Genomic DNA, 17,402 nt, shown 5'->3' with positions numbered 1-17,402 from the left:
AGTTTAAGCGTCAAACCTTTTAATAATTAAGGTCGCGTTGGTGCCACCAAAACCAAAGCTATTGCTCATAAGGGTATTTAGCTTAGTTTCACGTAGCTCAGTGACGATATCGAAAGGGGCAGCTGCCTCATCAAGATTTTCAATATTAATACTTGGGGCAATAAAGCCTTCTTGCAGCATAAGTAAACAATAGATTAATTCCTGCGCTCCAACAGCACCCAAGCTATGACCTGTCATTGACTTGGTAGAACTAATAGGTGGCACAGAGTTTTTAGTAGGAGTGTCAGTGTCTGATGCAAATACTTTAGCAATAGCCTTAAGCTCAGTAATATCCCCTAGCGGTGTGCTGGTACCATGGGTATTAACATAATCAACACGCTCTAATCCGGCTTGAGCTAATGCTTGCTGCATACAACGTACGGCACCTTCACCACTTGGCGCAACCATTTCTGCCCCATCCGAGCTGGCACCATAGCCGACAATCTCTGCTAAAATATTTGCGCCACGTGCCTGTGCATGCTCGAGACTTTCAACGACTACCATTGCGCCGCCACCAGCGATTACGAAGCCATCGCGATCTCTGTCATAAGCACGCGAAGATTGTTTAGGCGTATCATTGTACTGAGTGCTCATCGCACCCATCGCATCAAACATACACGACTGGGTCCAGTCTTCAGCTTCACTACCACCAGCAAGTATCACATCGGCCTTACCTAGTTGAATGAGTTCAGCTGCATGGCCGATACAATGAGTTGAAGTTGCACAGGCAGAAGAAATAGAGTAAGAAATACCTTGAATTTTAAGCCCAGTTGCTAGTGCTGCTGATACCGAGCTACTCATAGTCTTTGGTACAGCCATTGCTCCGACCCCGCGTAGGCCTTTTTCGCGCATAGCATCGACTGCGCTGACTACATCTTCTGTCGATGCACCACCCGAACCTGCTACCACGCCGACACGCGGATTATGATTGATGGTTTCAAGTGACAAACCAGATTGTTTAATTGCCGCTAACGCACTGACGTAAGCATAAAGACTCGCATCGCTAAAAAATCGTTTCAACTTACGATCAATACCAGCCGTATCTAGCGCCGTTTTGTCGATGCTACCGCTTACTTGCGACTTAAACCCATGTTCAGCGTAAGTTTCATTAAATGTAATACCAGACTGACCTTGTTTAAGAGCAGATGTGACGGTGGCTAAATCATGTCCGATACAAGAGACAATCCCTGCTCCAGTAATAACAACTCGGCGCATATTCCATTCCTTATAGTAATTAATTGTTGTCAATATCTAGCTGTGAATACTTATAACTGCTATCTATGTGTAGATGTTTGCCGCTTTTACTAGGTAGCTGCCTTCGTACTTGATATATTTAAAATATTTGATAATGTCATATTAAATGACGAAGCAATCATTCAACCATAGCTGAATTTGCATATTATTACGTTATTATTATGATAACGTATCAACGACTCAAAATCTTTTCTCTAATGCAAAACAGTCGCAAAAAAATAATAATTCTTAAAGGTAAGATAAAAAGGCTTGTTTGACTGGTTTCTATAAATATAACATGCGTTATTATAGCAGTCATAGGGATAGTAGATGGGCTAAAAAATACACATATATAGTTTCTATATCATGCTTATAGCGTTAGATAAGCCATACTTTTAGATACAAACTTTACGATATTGATAACATTGTTCACACTGACATAGAAGTTAAGATATAGCTAAAATGATGACCTGAGCATTGATATAGACAAACATTTTTGTTGTTTTATCAGAGTTTATTGGTACATTAAATTGGTACGTCAAAAAACTCAATGCATAGCCGTACATAATAAAGATTTGTCGATTTTAATTTTAAGTTATTTAATCATCATACTAAGGATATAACGATGGCAAAACGAAGCACTCTTTCTCAAGGTATCAATACTATTGGCCATTTTACCCGTAATAATCTTGAACGTATGGGATCATTAATTGATAGTGCTAATGCCAAAGCAAGTAAGCCACGTCAGTACAAGGCAGTAAACTTAGGTGATGAGGATTATCAACAAGATTTATTTCGTGAGCAAACCTTAAAAACGACACAGCAATTATTAGGTACACGTTTTGCTACGTATGGTAAATATGCTAAAAAAGTCGTACCTAATAGTTTATTTCAGTCTGTATTAGACAGCGCCTTTGTTCAAGTAGCCAAACTAGCAGCTAATTGGAGCCAATTAGATTTGCCGAACGAGCATCGTTTTGCTGATACTAATGTACTAGATGATGAACAACGTTATGCGCTAGCCACTGATATCGCCAATCAGAATAGAGCGTTGGCAACTCTGGGTGGTCTGACGGGCTTAGCAGGTTTACCAGGATTGCTGGCTGATACTTTGTGGCTTTTGTTGGTATCATTGCGTTCTGTTTATCAATTAGCTGCTGTCTATGACAAGCCTTTGACTGGTAAGCAAGGGATCAAGATGGCTTATGAGCTACTTGCCAGTGCAGATTTGAGCAAGATGCAAGAAAAGCAAGCGCTGCTAGCAGGTATTGGGGTGGGTAAGGGTTTACTCGATAATGCTCAAAGTCGCGGATTGCACAGCGAACTGAAAAACCTTGGTCTTAAAAATCAAAATGTCAACTTTTACGCTGAGCAAATAGACAATATCGCTGGGCAAGTAGGGGTTGATTTAGATCAAATTAATCTATCGTGGATACGCCGTTTCTTACCATTAAGTGCTGTTGCTGTCGGTATGCACTACAATAGTCGTCTAATTGACGAAGTGCTTGGGGTAGCTCAAGCAACATTTGCGCCAGAGCCAAAACTCGCTAACCGATTTATCACTGATGATAGTAGTAGCGAAGAAGAAGTAAGCCAAATGACAACCAAGCAGGATAAAGACTCAGATAACAAATCTGATAATGTTGATAGTTCCTCAGAGAAAAAGTCAGACGAACCTGCTGACACTAAATCTAATAATAAAGATAATGAGAAATCAGCTGATACCGGAAAGAAGACTAAGGCTAAGACTAAGGCTAAGAAATAACGGTTGATTGACTCTTATTGATTAAGATAATAGAGGATGTTGGTATATAAAGCACGAAACAAAATATCCCAAAAGTTACCTTGAAAAATAAGACTTTATCGCCATTTAGTCGATAATAAATTAAAAGCTTATTACAGTTGTAGAAGTACGTAGTAAGTTGTTTATAGTTGCTGCCAATGCTTTACTGTATTGCTAACCGATATTAGAGTATACTTAATGCATATCTATTCAGCATTGTAAAGTGAAACTGACTATAAGTAGTTGAAATAGCAGCAACATATCTTTATAATACATTGTCCTAAAAATGGGTGCCTCAAAATCTTCACTTTTAATGAAGAGGATGGTGGATTCGCCCATTTTTTTGTTTTATACCAAACGGGAGAAGGATGCCTTATGGCAACAACTAACCAATTGATTCGTAAGGGTCGCAAAACCATCAAGGAAAAGTCAAAAGTTCCTGCGTTGCAAGCGTGCCCACAGCGTCGCGGTGTATGTACTCGCGTATATACTACCACGCCTAAAAAACCTAACTCAGCAATGCGTAAAGTTTGTCGTGTACGTTTGACTTCTGGTTATGAAGTATCAAGCTACATCGGCGGCGAAGGTCATAACTTACAAGAGCATAGTGTTGTACTTATTCGTGGTGGTCGTGTAAAAGATCTACCAGGTGTACGTTATCACACTGTTCGCGGTGCATTAGATTGTGCTGGCGTAAAAGACCGTAGACAAGGTCGCTCTAAATATGGTGCGAAGAAGCCTAAAGCTTAATATTAGCTAAGCCTATTTGTATCACCCATTAACTGTGCATGGGTTTGGTGTTAACAGTATTCTTATTCTAAATGAGTAATGTGCTGTCATAACATACCGCCATGCAGTAAGGCTGACTGACAACTCGATATAACACCGCCTATATTATTGACTGGTGCGAGATTGTGAATGTCAGACACTCCTGAAGATAAGGATTATTATTATGCCAAGACGTCGCGTCGTTGCTACCCGTGAGATCCTACCGGATCCTAAGTTTGGTAGCCAAACCATCGCTAAGTTCATCAACCATGTAATGAGTCATGGTAAAAAATCTACTGCTGAGCGTATCGTTTACGGTGCCCTTGAGACAGTAAGCCAGAAGCGTAACATCGAAGATCCAGTATCTTTCTTTGAAGAAGTTTTAGAAAATGTACGCCCAATGGTTGAAGTGAAAGCTCGCCGTGTTGGTGGTGCAACCTATCAAGTACCAATGGAAGTACGCCCCTCCCGTCGTACTGCCTTGGCTATGCGTTGGTTAGCTGAAGCTGCTGCTAAGCGTTCTGAAAAATCAATGGCTCTACGCCTTGCTGGCGAATTGTCTGATGCATCAGAAGGCAAAGGTAATGCTATGAAAAAGCGTGACGAAGTTCACCGCATGGCAGATGCTAACAAAGCATTCTCTCATTATCGCTTCTAAAGCAGCTTAGCATTTATAAATAACTTTTTTATTAAGTTGTTTATACGCTATATGTGATTGATACGATTAACTTGTAGATAATATATCTGCTGGTTAATCGTTATACTACTTATTCTATTGATTCTCGTCATGATCAATAAGACGATTAGATAGCTTAAGGCTTTTCAACAGCCTGAACTACTATATGTCTTAAATGGCGAACATCTATCATGATGCTGTCCTACATAAAGCATCCCAAATTTGATGCCGCACTATTCTTAGTATTTGCTCTTTTTTTGTCCGTATTAGGCCCAATAATCAGTAAGTAATATTACGAAGCTGACCGCTTTGTCATAGAGTATAAGGTAGAGACACAACACATTAATCTATACACGAATTTCCCTAGGAAAACACTATGGCTCGTAAAACTCCCCTAAAACGCTATCGCAATATTGGTATCTCAGCGCACATCGATGCTGGTAAGACAACCACTACTGAGCGTGTTTTATTTTATACCGGTGTTAGTCACAAACTTGGTGAAGTACATGATGGCGCAGCCACCATGGACTGGATGGAGCAAGAACAAGAGCGCGGTATTACTATTACCTCAGCGGCGACGACTTGCTTTTGGTCAGGTATGGCAAAACAGTTTGACGAACATCGTATCAACATTATTGACACTCCAGGTCACGTTGACTTCACGATTGAAGTTGAACGTTCTATGCGTGTACTTGATGGTGCTTGCATGGTTTACTGTGCAGTAGGTGGCGTCCAGCCACAGTCTGAGACCGTATGGCGTCAGGCGAACAAATATAAAGTACCACGTCTTGCATTTGTAAATAAAATGGATCGTGTTGGCGCTGATTTCTATCGCGTTATCGAGCAGATCAAAACTCGTCTAGGTGGTAATCCTGTACCATTGGTTATTCCAATTGGTAAAGAAGATGATTTCGAAGGCGTTGTTGATCTAGTCACTATGAAAGCTCTATATTGGGATGAAGCATCTCAAGGTATGGAATTTGAAGAACGCGAAATACCAGCTGAATTGCAAGAAAAAGCAGAAGAGTATCGTGAGCATCTCGTAGAAAATGCGGCTGAAGCTTCAGAAGAACTCATGAACGAGTATCTGGAAAATGGCGAATTGTCTGTAGAGCAAATCAATGCTGCTATTCGTCAGTTGACTATTGATAACGAAATTATTCCATTGCTTTGTGGTACTGCCTTCAAAAACAAAGGTGTACAAAAGATGTTGGATGCGGTTATTCAATATCTTCCAGCACCAATGGATGTACCTGCTATTAAGGGTATTCTTGATGACAAAGATGAAACTGAAGGCACTCGTGAAGCATCAGACGAAGCCCCATTCTCAGCTTTAGCATTCAAAATCATGAATGATAAGTTCGTTGGTAACTTAACCTTCGTTCGTGTTTATTCAGGTGTTTTGACGCAAGGTAGCAGCGTTTATAACCCAGTTAAAATGAAGCGTGAGCGCGTTGGTCGTATCGTACAGATGATGGCGAACTCTCAAGAAGAGCTTGCAGAAATTCGTACTGGTGATATCGCAGCATTGGTTGGCATGAAAGATGTGACAACTGGTGATACGCTATGTGATGAGCAAAATGTTATCACTCTTGAGCGCATGGAATTCCCAGATCCAGTTATCAGTCTTGCCGTTGAACCTAAGACTAAAGCTGACCAAGAAAGAATGTCTATCGCTTTAGGTCGTCTTGCAAAAGAAGATCCATCGTTCCGTGTGCATACTGATGAAGAGTCTGGTCAGACTATCATTAGTGGTATGGGTGAGCTACATTTAGAAATTCTTGTTGACCGTATGAAACGTGAGTTTAACGTTGAAGCCAACATCGGTGCGCCGCAGGTTGCTTATCGTGAAACGATTCGTGAGACTGTTGAGCAAGAAGGTAAATTTGTACGTCAAACAGGTGGTCGTGGTAAATTCGGTCACGTTTGGCTACGTCTTGAGCCACTTGATCCAGCAGGCGATGTTGAGTATGAATTCGCTGAAGAAGTTGTTGGTGGTACCGTACCTAAAGAATTCCATGGTGCCGTTGATAAAGGCATCCAAGAACGCATGAAAAATGGCGTACTTGCTGGTTACCCAGTAGTTGGCGTAAAAGCGACCTTGTATGACGGTTCTTACCATGACGTTGACTCAGACGAGCTTTCGTTTAAGATGGCAGGTTCTATGGCCTTCAGAAAAGGTTTCATGGCAGCAAACCCTGCGTTACTTGAGCCAATCATGAAAGTTGAAGTTGAAACGCCTGAAGACTACATGGGCGATATCATGGGCGATCTTAACCGTCGTCGTGGTTTGGTACAGGGTATGGAAGACTTGCCTGGCGGTACTAAGCAGATCCGTGCCGAAGTACCATTAGCAGAAATGTTTGGTTATGCCACACAAATGCGCTCAATGTCACAAGGCCGTGCTACATACTCAATGGAATTCCAGAAGTACGCTGAAATTCCAAAATCAGTTGCTGCTGAAATCATCTCTAAGTTCAATTCTAAAGATGGCGACGAGTAAGTAAAGTATTTAATAGTGGCAATATAGAGTGCATCTCTATATTGCCATTGAAGAATATACCAATAACTTGTTAAAAGACTTGTTATTGGTCGTGATTTTCTTATAATATCTGCACATTGCATGTGCAACCTTTTAACAATTATCTTAATGTGGTCAGAATGCTTCAGCTATTGTCTTAACATTATTTAAGCACTTTAGTTGAAAACTCTAATCCCAAATAAAGAGGAAATACCCATGGCAAAGGCCAAGTTTGAACGTCTAAAACCACATGTCAACGTTGGTACCATCGGACACGTTGACCACGGTAAAACCACCCTTACCGCTGCTATCGCAACCGTAGCTGCTAAAACTTCAGGCGGCGAAGCCAAAGACTACGCGTCTATTGACTCAGCTCCAGAAGAAAAAGCACGTGGCATCACCATCAACACCTCACACGTAGAATATGACACCGAAGCACGTCACTACGCACACGTTGATTGCCCAGGTCACGCCGATTATGTTAAAAACATGATCACTGGTGCCGCTCAAATGGACGGCGCAATCCTAGTCGTATCAGCGACCGATGGCCCAATGCCACAAACGCGTGAGCACATCTTGCTATCACGTCAGGTTGGCGTACCATACATCATCGTATTCATGAACAAATGCGACATGGTCGATGACGAAGAATTGCTTGAGCTAGTAGAAATGGAAGTTCGTGAACTTCTTAACGACTACGACTTCCCAGGCGACGACACCCCAATCATCAAAGGTTCTGCTACCGAAGCCCTAAAAGGCAACGAAGGCCCATACGGCGAACCAGCAGTTGTTGAACTACTAAACGTACTAGACACCTACATCCCAGAGCCAGAGCGTGACATCGACAAAGCATTCCTAATGCCAATCGAAGACGTCTTCTCAATCTCAGGTCGTGGTACCGTTGTAACTGGTCGTGTTGAATCAGGCATCGTACGCGTTGGTGACGAAATTGAAATCGTTGGTATCCGTGACACTCAAAAAACCACCTGTACTGGTGTAGAGATGTTCCGTAAACTGCTTGACGAAGGTCGTGCAGGCGAAAACTGTGGCGTACTACTACGTGGTACTAAGCGTGAAGACGTACAACGTGGCCAAGTACTAGCGAAGCCAGGTTCAATCACCCCGCATACCAAATTTGACGCAGAAGTATATGTACTGTCAAAAGAAGAGGGTGGTCGTCATACACCATTCCTAAACGGCTATCGTCCACAGTTCTACTTCCGTACCACTGACGTAACTGGCGCAATCCAATTACAAGACGGTACTGAAATGGTTATGCCTGGTGATAACGTTGAGATGGGCGTAGAGCTTATCCACCCAATCGCTATGGACAAAGGTCTTCGCTTCGCTATTCGTGAAGGCGGCCGTACTGTAGGCGCTGGTGTTGTTGCTAACGTATTGAACTAAGATTTAACCCACTCAGAGTTATCTGAGAAAGTTAAACCGTAGTCGAAAAGCCATCCTTGTAAGAGGGTGGCTTTTTTATTGTTAATTTTTATCATATAGGTATATTAGTTAAGCAAAAAGTCATTAAGGTTGCTAAGACATAACCATACAAATTTGTCATCTGTAATCCTGATTTTGTTGTTAATAGCCAATTGATTAGAATAAAGTAATAAAATATTGTGTTAAAACTTGCATTCTAATTAAAAGCTTGTATAATTATCAGCCTCAACACCCATAGGCGATTGGCTCAATTGGTAGAGCATCGGTCTCCAAAACCGAGGGTTGTAGGTTCGAGTCCTACATCGCCTGCCATCTTCTTACCAAATTCTTTATTGTAAGCCACCATCTCCAAAGCGAGTTCTCTATGAGCGATAATCAAGATAACCTCGATTCTAAGTTATCTGATGCCAAGGCGGTTGCTGGTGGAATGCTGACTAAAAATAAGCACATATCATCGGTGAATACGTCTGCCGTTGAAGTTGCCAAAACTGGTTCAGCAAAAGATTTGGTATTATGGCTATTAGCCATAGCTGCTTTGATCGGCGCGACTTTAGTTAATCAATACCTACCTGGTTACTGGCAACTTGCCAATGATGTCTGGGTACGTATTGGTATTATTGTCGCGCTTATTGTGTTTGCACTAGTATGTCTAGCGTTAACCAATCAAGGCCGCGCATTTAAAATATTACTAAGAGATGCGGCAGTTGAACTGCGCCGTGTCACGTGGCCAGGTAAAGATGAGACCTTTCAATACACATGGCAAGTGATTGTTGTGATTGCGATTGTTGGGTTTTTTATTTGGTTATTAGATAACTTTTTTAATTGGTTCGTTGGTTTGTTTATCGGTTAATAGGAGCGTATTAGCTTCCTTTAACCCAAACTTTTACTTATAACGATTAGGAGCGTGATATGCGTTGGTATATTGTCCAAGCGTTTTCAGGATATGAAAAACAAGTGCAACGCTCATTAATCGAGCGCATTAATCGTAGCGACTTTGCTGAAAATTTCGGTGATGTATTGGTTCCTACTGAAGAAGTCGTCGAAATGAAAGACGGCAAAAAGCGTAAGAGTGAGCGTAAGTTCTTTCCAGGGTACGTATTGATCCAAATGGAAATGAACGATAATACTTGGCATATTGTTAAAGAATGCCCACGTATTATGGGTTTCATTGGTGGTACGCCTGAGACTCCTGCGCCTATTACTCAAGTAGAAGCGGATCGTATTCTTAACCGTTTAAATCAGACTGAAACCAACCCACGTCCAAAAACGTTATTTGAGCCGGGCGAAGAGTTATTGGTTATTGATGGTCCATTTACTGACTTTAAAGGGTTGGTAGAAAAAGTGGATTATGAAAAGTCTAAACTACAGTTAACTGTAAACGTATTTAATCGACCGACTCAGGTTGAGCTTGAGTTTAGTAAAGTTGAAAAGCTAGATTAAACCAGCAAAAAATTCATCAACCGGGGAGCTGTTAGTCAATAAGGGTTATACCATGTTGATTTGGCGCTATTACCCATTTAGGAGAGTATCATGGCTAAGAAGATTGATGGTTACATCAAACTGCAAGTGCCTGCAGGCAAAGCAAATCCTTCACCACCGATTGGTCCAGCATTGGGTCAAAAAGGCGTGAACATCATGGCGTTCTGTAAAGAATTTAACGCTGCGACCTCAAATCAAGAGCCGGGTCTACCGATTCCTACTGAGATCACTGTATACAGCGATAAGTCTTTCACCTTCATCATGAAGTCACCACCAGCTGCATACTTACTACGTAAAGCTGCTGGCATCGCTAAAGGTTCTGGTACACCAAACACCGCTAAAGTCGGTAAAGTCGATCGTGCGCAATTAGAAGATATCGTCAAGACTAAAGATGCAGACTTAACTGCTGCTGATCTTGATGCTGCTGTCCGTACCATCGCTGGTACTGCACGTTCAATGGGTATTACCGTGGAGGGTGTGTAAATGAGTAAACTTACTAAGCGTCAAAAATTAATCGCTGAGCGTGTAGAAAACGAAAAATTATACACACTTGAAGAAGCGGTTCAAATCTTAAATGATTTGCCAGCACTAAAATTCAAAGAGTCTATCGACATTGCAGTAAACTTGGGCGTTGACCCACGTAAATCTGATCAAGTCGTTCGTGGCGCTACCAACCTACCTGCTGGTACTGGTAAAACCAAACGCGTTGCTGTATTTGCTCAAGGTGCTGCTGCTGAAGCCGCCAAAGAAGCTGGTGCTGACATCGTTGGTTTTGAAGATTTAGCAGAGCAAATCAAAGCTGGTAACATGGACTTTGATATTGTTATTGCTGCTCCTGATGCAATGCGTGTTGTTGGTCAGTTAGGTACTATCCTAGGTCCACGTGGTCTAATGCCTAACCCAAAGGTCGGTACAGTAACGCCTAACGTTGCTGAAGCTGTGATTAACGCTAAAGCGGGTCAAGCACAGTACCGTGTTGATAAAGCGGGTATTATCCATACCACTATCGGTCAAGTTGGTTTCACTGCTGAGCAAGTTATCCAAAACGCTCAAGCACTAATCACAGATCTAAAGCGTGCTAAACCTGCTACGTCTAAAGGTGTTTTCATTAAGAAAATTACCTTGTCTAGCACTATGGGCCCAGGTATCACGATTGATCCTGTTCCATATCGCACAGCAAAATAATTAAAAGTGCGCCTTTATTTGACGATTTCAAATAAAGCACACAAAAATACTTTAAAGAATTAGGTCAGCGTAGCAAACGCTATGCTGTCTAAGACCGTAGGTAGAAAGCGGTTTTGCGTTATTATTAATGATTCTCGGATTATTATTGATGGCAATGAGCTGCTCTTGTTAATCGACGACAGATGAAAATCTTAGTTGTCCTACGCAGACGGTGACCCACCCAGTTGTTGATAAGAGCCGATAGGGCAACCTATCACTTGATGTCATTCTGATAACGGTGCCGTAATCAGTCGTTAGGAGTAAATTCTATTTTTATGGAATTTACGAATAACGTATCGTATCAAGTCAGTCTTAGTTAAGTGTTTAAACTATTCAAAGCCTCGGTTTTGGAGTTTTTATATGATTAGCAGATTGATTAGATTAAAGGAGTCAACTTATGGCATTAACGCTAGAGCAAAAACAACAAGTTGTGGCTGAAGTGTCTGAAGTTGCTGCTAATGCTTACTCAGCAGTAGCTGCCGAATATCACGGTATTGGTGTTGCAAAGCTTACTAAGCTGCGCGAACAAGCCCGTGAGAAAGGCGTCGTTTTGAAAGTGGTAAAAAACACCCTAGCAAAACGCGCTTTTGAAGGCACTAAGTTTGAGAGCATGTCAGACCGTATGACTGGTCCATTACTTTTGGCTTTCTCTATGGAAGATTTGGGATCTGCAGCTCGAGTCGTTTTCGACTTCAGTAAAGATCACAAAGCTTTAGAGACCAAATTGGTATCAGTTGGTGGTGTTGTTTATGGTCCAGAAGAGCTAGAGCGCGTATCGAAGCTACCAACTCGCGACGAAGCAATCTCTATCTTGATGGCTACTATGAATGCACCAGTGACCAAGCTTGTCCAGACTATGAACGCTGTTCCTAGTAAGCTTGTTCGCACTGTTGCAGCAATCAAAGACGCAAAAGAAGCTGCTTAATTGCTTGTTTTAACGTAACTTTGACATCGCTGATTGTACTTAATTGTCATAACTATTTGAAAATTTGGCAAACAATCAAAGCGATATTAAAATCAATTAATTTTTATCAGATAACGGAGAGTTCTCATGGCACTATCTAAAGATGACGTGTTAAACGCAATCGCTGAAATGTCAGTAATGGATATCGTTGAGTTAATCAGCGCTATGGAAGAAAAGTTCGGCGTAACAGCTGCTGTTGCTGCTGCACCTGCTGCTGCTGGCCCTGCTGCTGCTGCTGCTGAAGAAAAAGACGAGTTTGACGTAGTTCTTGCCAGCTTTGGCGAGAAGAAAGTTGGCGTAATTAAAGCCGTACGTGAAGCTACTGGTCTTGGCCTGAAAGAAGCGAAAGATTTGGTTGAAAGTGCTCCAGCACCAATCAAAGAAGGCGTTAACAAAGCTGAAGCTGAAGAGTTGAAAAAGAAACTTGAAGAAGCTGGCGCTACTGTTGAACTAAAATAAGTTTAACGCGTTACGAAAAAAAGCTGGTGATGCCTTGCATTGCCAGCTTTTTTTTATTATAATTCGTAGCTTGACCTTTTGTGTCTGCCAATATACGTACGCATTAATGCGGTGGATACCTATCAAAAGGACACACGATATACATGTACGCAAACACGCCAGTTTTTGAAATTAGTTAACGTAAGCTAAATGTCGTTAGATGTTTGGCATTTTTTTGTGTCTGCATACTTTCCTTTTATTAATAATATTTATATTGATCCTAATTTTTTAATTCTAAATAGTCTAGCATGGTTTTACTGTCGGTAAATGGTTCATGGACGGTAGATATTAGCGACGATACTATTCATGTCATATATATATAATATAATTTAGAGATGAGACGCTAGAAGATTAGCAAGGTTTACTATTGAAATCTCAAGCAAAAGTGCTCATATAGTCGTGTTGATGTATTGATTTTAGTACATTGTTTTTATGCAACGACCGTTAGAACCCAATTAAGTTAAACAGCTGTTTTAGTAGAAGTATTTGTCTACAAAAAACAGTTTTAGTAAGAATTTTTATTTTATTATCGTTTACGTCGCTAAGTTTGCATAGTATTGATGCATGCTGGCCACGCTTTTCATTTGTTTTCACGTCTACTGTAAGGACTCTCGATGGCATATTCTTATACTGAAAAAAAGCGTATTCGCAAAAGTTTTGCTGAATTGCCCACTGTGATGGACATCCCATATTTACTGTCTATCCAAGTAGATTCTTACGAGCAATTTTTGCAAGAGCATAAAAAGCCAAAAGCTCGTGAGAATACTGGTTTGCAAGCTGCGTATTCCTCTATTTTCCCTATCGAAAGTCACTCTGGTAATGCAGAGTTACAATTCGTTGAATATTACTTAGGTACACCTGAGTTTGATGAGCGTGAATGTATTTTACGCGGCTCAACTTTCGCAGCCCCTATGCGTGTCAAAATTCGCCTAATTATCAAAGATAAAGACAGCAAAGATAAAGACAGTAAAGCGGCTATCAAAGATATCCGTGAGCAAAGTGTATACATGGGCGAGATGCCATTGATGACCAATAACGGTACCTTTATTATTAATGGTACTGAACGGGTTATCGTATCGCAATTGCATCGTTCACCTGGTGTATTCTTTGATCATGATAAAGGTAAGTCACATTCAAGTGGTAAAGTGCTTTATAACGCACGTATTATCCCTTATCGTGGCTCATGGCTTGACTTTGAATTTGATGCCAAAGACTTAGTTTTTGCACGTATTGACCGTCGTCGTAAATTACTAGCTTCTATTATTTTACGCGCACTAGGCCTAAGCACTGCTGAGATCTTAGATATTTTCTTCGATAAAGTGGCTGTTTATAAAGGTGAAGAGCAGTTCGAAATTGATCTAGTTGCTGATCGCCTACGTGGTGAGATGGCGCAGTTTGATATCGTATCACCTGAGGGTGATGTATTGGTAGAGCAAGGCAAGCGTATTAATGCACGCCGTATCCGTCAGCTTGAAGAAGCAGGCATGACGAAAATTGCTGTACCTGATGAATACCTATATGAGCGTATTTTAGCTGAAGATATCATCGTTGATGATGAAGTGCTTGCTCGTGCAAACACGCCAATTGACCATGAATTATTGGTTAAATTAAGCGCTACTGACATCAAAGAAATCAGCATTCTATTTACCAATGATATCGATCAGGGTAGTTATATCGCTGATACGTTACGCGCTGATAGCACTTCAAGCCGTGAAGAAGCTCTAATCGAGATCTATAAAGTCATGCGTCCAGGTGAGCCACCAACGGTTGAAACCGCTGAGAAGCTATTTGACAGCATGTTCTTTAACGCTGATCGTTATGACTTATCGAATGTCGGTCGCATGAAGTTTAACCGCCGTTTAGGTTTAGACTTTGATAATACAGATGATCCTGATATCCAACGCAAGCGCAGTGTACTGACTAATGATGACATCGTTAACGTTCTAAAAGAGCTTATCGAGATCCGTAATGGTCGCGGCGAAGTTGATGATATTGACCATTTAGGTAACCGTCGTATTCGTTCGGTTGGTGAGATGGCAGAGAACCAGTTCCGTGTTGGTCTGGTACGTGTTGAGCGTGCAGTAAAAGAGCGTTTAAGCTCAGCTGAGTCTGATAACTTATCACCACAAGATTTGATTAACTCAAAACCTGTTGCTGCTGCAGTCAAAGAATTCTTTGGTTCAAGTCAGTTGTCACAGTTTATGGATCAGAACAATCCGTTGTCTGAAGTCACGCATAAACGCCGTGTATCAGCATTAGGGCCAGGTGGTCTGACTCGTGAACGTGCAGGCTTTGAAGTACGTGACGTACATGATACGCATTATGGTCGTGTTTGCCCGATTGAGACTCCTGAAGGTCCAAACATTGGTCTTATCAACTCGCTTGCGACCTTTGCTAAAACCAACAGCTTTGGCTTCTTAGAGACGCCTTATCGCCGTGTGGTTGATGGTAAAGTAACAGACGTTATTGAGTATTTATCAGCGATTGAAGAAGTAGGTACTGTGATTGCACAGGCCGACTCACCAGTGACTGAAGATGGTGCACTTTCTGATGAAATGGTCAGTGTGCGTAGCTATGGTGAATTCGTTCGTATGCCGCCAGAAAAAGTGACGCATATGGATGTGTCGCCAAGTCAGGTCGTTTCGGTAGCAGCAGGTCTTATTCCATTCCTTGAGCATGATGATGCTAACCGTGCCTTGATGGGCTCGAACATGCAGCGTCAGGCCGTTCCAACATTACGTGCTGATAAGCCGTTAGTTGGTACTGGTATGGAGCGTCATGTTGCTCGTGACTCTGGTGTTTGTGTTATCGCTAAGCGTGGCGGTGTGATTGAAGATGTTGATGCATCGCGTATCGTAGTGCGTGTGAACGAAGACGAGATGACTGCTGGTGAAGCGGGTATCGATATCTACAACTTGATCAAATATACACGCTCTAACCAAAACACTTGTATCAACCAACGTATCATCGTTAACCAAGGCGACGAGATTGCTTTGGGTGATATCTTGGCTGATGGTCCGTCAACGGATCTTGGTGAGCTAGCATTGGGTCAGAACATTCGCATCGCATTTATGCCGTGGAACGGTTATAACTTCGAAGATTCAATCTTGCTGTCTGAAAAAGTAGTTAAAGAAGATCGTTTCACTACTATTCATATTCAAGAATTGACTTGTGTGGCGCGTGATACCAAGCTTGGAACAGAAGAAATCACTGCTGATATTCCAAACGTTGGTGAAGCCGCTTTATCAAGTCTTGATGAAGCAGGTATTGTCTATATCGGTGCTGAAGTTGACGCAGGTGATATCTTGGTTGGTAAAGTCACGCCAAAAGGTGAGACGCAACTAACGCCAGAAGAGAAGCTACTACGGGCCATCTTTGGTGAAAAAGCTGCTGATGTTAAAGACACCTCATTACGTGTGCCTACATCAAGCAAAGGTACGGTTATTGATGTACAGGTCTTCACCCGTGATGGTGTCGAAAAAGACGCGCGTGCAAAAGCGATTGAAAAGTCGCAGCTTGATAGCTACCGTAAAGATTTGAAAGAAGAGTTACGTATCTTTGAAGAAGCAGCACGTGGACGTATTGGTAATCTACTTGATGGTCAAAAAGTCAGCGGCGGTTCTGGTCTAAAAGCCGGTACAGTTATGGCTTTGGCTGATATGAAAGATATGAGCCTTGAGACTTTACTTGATATCCAGCCAGTTGAAGAAGAAATATCTGAGCGTTTGACACAAATTGCAGAGTACTTAGTCGATAAGCAAAAAGATATCGATACTAAGTTTGCTGAAAAGAAACGTAAATTAACGGCAGGTGATGACTTACAACATGGCGTTCAAAAAATCGTCAAGGTGTATTTAGCGGTTAAGCGTCGTATTCAGCCTGGTGATAAGATGGCTGGTCGTCATGGTAACAAAGGTGTGGTATCGCGCATTATGCCGGTTGAAGACATGCCTTATGATGAGAATGGTAATACAGTCGATATCGTATTGAACCCGCTTGGCGTACCATCGCGTATGAACATCGGTCAGGTACTAGAGACGCATTTAGGTATGGCAGCAAAAGGCCTAGGTGACAAAATCGATGGTATGCTCAAAGCACAAGCAGCGATTAAAGATTTACGTGATTTCTTAGACCAAATCTATAACAAAGTTGGTGGCGAACAAGTTGATCTTGATAGCTTAACTGATGATGACATCATGGCGCTGGCGGACAATTTACGTGCTGGTGTACCGATGGGCACGGCAGTGTTTGATGGTGCGCATGAGCATCAAGTTAAAGACTTGCTAGAGCTTGCTGGTATGGCACGCGATGGTCAGCAGACGTTGTATGATGGTCGTACGGGTCAGAAGTTTGACCGTAAAGTGACGGTCGGTTATATGTATATGCTTAAGCTCAACCATTTGGTTGATGACAAAATGCATGCGCGTTCAACTGGTTCTTACTCACTAGTGACTCAGCAGCCGCTAGGTGGTAAAGCTCAGTTTGGTGGTCAGCGCTTCGGTGAGATGGAAGTGTGGGCACTAGAAGCATATGGTGCGACTTATACGTTGCAAGAGATGCTGACTGTGAAGTCGGATGACGTTGAAGGCCGTACGCGTATGTATAAAAACATCGTTGATGGTGAGCAGTATATGGATCCAGGCATGCCTGAATCGTTTAACGTACTGACCAAAGAAATCAAATCACTAGGTCTTAATATTGAGTTAAAAGAGACCCACTAAGTTTAAAAGCTTTATTGATTCTAAACTTAGTTGTCACACTAAAGGCAGCA

The 17,402-nt window shown here is 41.9% G+C and carries 13 protein-coding genes and 1 tRNA gene; 13 read left to right on the top strand and 1 reads right to left on the bottom strand.

Going from position 1 to position 17,402, the window contains the following annotated elements; translation table 11 throughout:
- Window positions 1-3 precede the first annotated feature (3 nt).
- On the bottom strand, window positions 4-1,254 hold the full coding sequence (locus AK825_RS12500; protein WP_068037989.1) for a beta-ketoacyl synthase N-terminal-like domain-containing protein: 1,251 nt from the start codon (window positions 1,252-1,254) through the stop codon (window positions 4-6).
- Window positions 1,255-1,897: 643 nt separating this feature from the next.
- On the opposite strand from AK825_RS12500, the gene AK825_RS12495 reads away from it, so the two are divergent.
- The 13 genes from AK825_RS12495 to rpoB all read left to right on the top strand — a co-directional run bounded on the left by AK825_RS12495 (window position 1,898) and on the right by rpoB (window position 17,352).
- Window positions 1,898-3,037, top strand: coding sequence for an EcsC family protein (locus AK825_RS12495; RefSeq protein ID WP_068037986.1), 1,140 nt, complete (start codon window positions 1,898-1,900; stop codon window positions 3,035-3,037).
- Window positions 3,038-3,430: 393 nt separating this feature from the next.
- Window positions 3,431-3,805 carry a 30S ribosomal protein S12 gene (gene rpsL / locus AK825_RS12490; RefSeq protein ID WP_010200611.1) on the top strand — a complete coding sequence of 125 codons (375 nt, stop codon included), beginning with the start codon at window positions 3,431-3,433 and terminating at the stop codon, window positions 3,803-3,805.
- Window positions 3,806-4,007: 202 nt separating this feature from the next.
- The gene (rpsG, locus tag AK825_RS12485) at window positions 4,008-4,481 is read left to right on the top strand and encodes a 30S ribosomal protein S7 (protein ID WP_068037983.1); all 474 of its coding nucleotides are present in this window, start codon (window positions 4,008-4,010) and stop codon (window positions 4,479-4,481) included.
- A 394-nt stretch (window positions 4,482-4,875) separates the two neighbouring features.
- Window positions 4,876-7,002, top strand: a complete 2,127-nt coding sequence (gene fusA / locus AK825_RS12480; protein ID WP_068037980.1) for an elongation factor G — start codon at window positions 4,876-4,878, stop codon at window positions 7,000-7,002.
- A 234-nt stretch (window positions 7,003-7,236) separates the two neighbouring features.
- Entirely contained in the window at window positions 7,237-8,427 is a 1,191-nt protein-coding gene (tuf, locus tag AK825_RS12475; RefSeq protein WP_068034471.1) for an elongation factor Tu, read from the top strand.
- A gap of 275 nt (window positions 8,428-8,702) precedes the next feature.
- Window positions 8,703-8,778: transfer RNA gene (locus tag AK825_RS12470), tRNA-Trp, on the top strand.
- A 52-nt stretch (window positions 8,779-8,830) separates the two neighbouring features.
- The gene (secE, locus tag AK825_RS12465) at window positions 8,831-9,316 is read left to right on the top strand and encodes a preprotein translocase subunit SecE (RefSeq protein ID WP_068037977.1); all 486 of its coding nucleotides are present in this window, start codon (window positions 8,831-8,833) and stop codon (window positions 9,314-9,316) included.
- Window positions 9,317-9,375: 59 nt separating this feature from the next.
- A complete protein-coding gene (gene nusG / locus AK825_RS12460) occupies window positions 9,376-9,906 on the top strand; it encodes a transcription termination/antitermination protein NusG (RefSeq protein ID WP_068037974.1) in 531 nt (176 codons plus the stop codon).
- A 90-nt stretch (window positions 9,907-9,996) separates the two neighbouring features.
- Window positions 9,997-10,428 carry a 50S ribosomal protein L11 gene (rplK, locus tag AK825_RS12455; protein WP_010201717.1) on the top strand — a complete coding sequence of 144 codons (432 nt, stop codon included), beginning with the start codon at window positions 9,997-9,999 and terminating at the stop codon, window positions 10,426-10,428.
- Window positions 10,429-11,130 carry a 50S ribosomal protein L1 gene (gene rplA, locus AK825_RS12450; protein WP_068037970.1) on the top strand — a complete coding sequence of 234 codons (702 nt, stop codon included), beginning with the start codon at window positions 10,429-10,431 and terminating at the stop codon, window positions 11,128-11,130.
- A 436-nt stretch (window positions 11,131-11,566) separates the two neighbouring features.
- Window positions 11,567-12,094 (top strand): 50S ribosomal protein L10, encoded by a 528-nt coding sequence (rplJ, locus tag AK825_RS12445; RefSeq protein ID WP_068037967.1) that lies wholly within the window; start codon window positions 11,567-11,569, stop codon window positions 12,092-12,094.
- Window positions 12,095-12,220: 126 nt separating this feature from the next.
- Complete coding sequence (gene rplL / locus AK825_RS12440; RefSeq protein ID WP_011514491.1) at window positions 12,221-12,592, top strand: 50S ribosomal protein L7/L12; 372 nt, start codon at window positions 12,221-12,223, stop codon at window positions 12,590-12,592.
- 653 nt (window positions 12,593-13,245) lie between these two features.
- Entirely contained in the window at window positions 13,246-17,352 is a 4,107-nt protein-coding gene (gene rpoB / locus AK825_RS12435; protein ID WP_068037963.1) for a DNA-directed RNA polymerase subunit beta, read from the top strand.
- Window positions 17,353-17,402: the final 50 nt, after the last annotated feature.

The organism is Psychrobacter sp. P11G5 (assembly GCF_001593305.1).
In the GTDB taxonomy this organism is placed as follows: Bacteria; Pseudomonadota; Gammaproteobacteria; order Pseudomonadales; family Moraxellaceae; genus Psychrobacter.
This window is presented reverse-complemented; position numbering and strand designations above follow the sequence as displayed.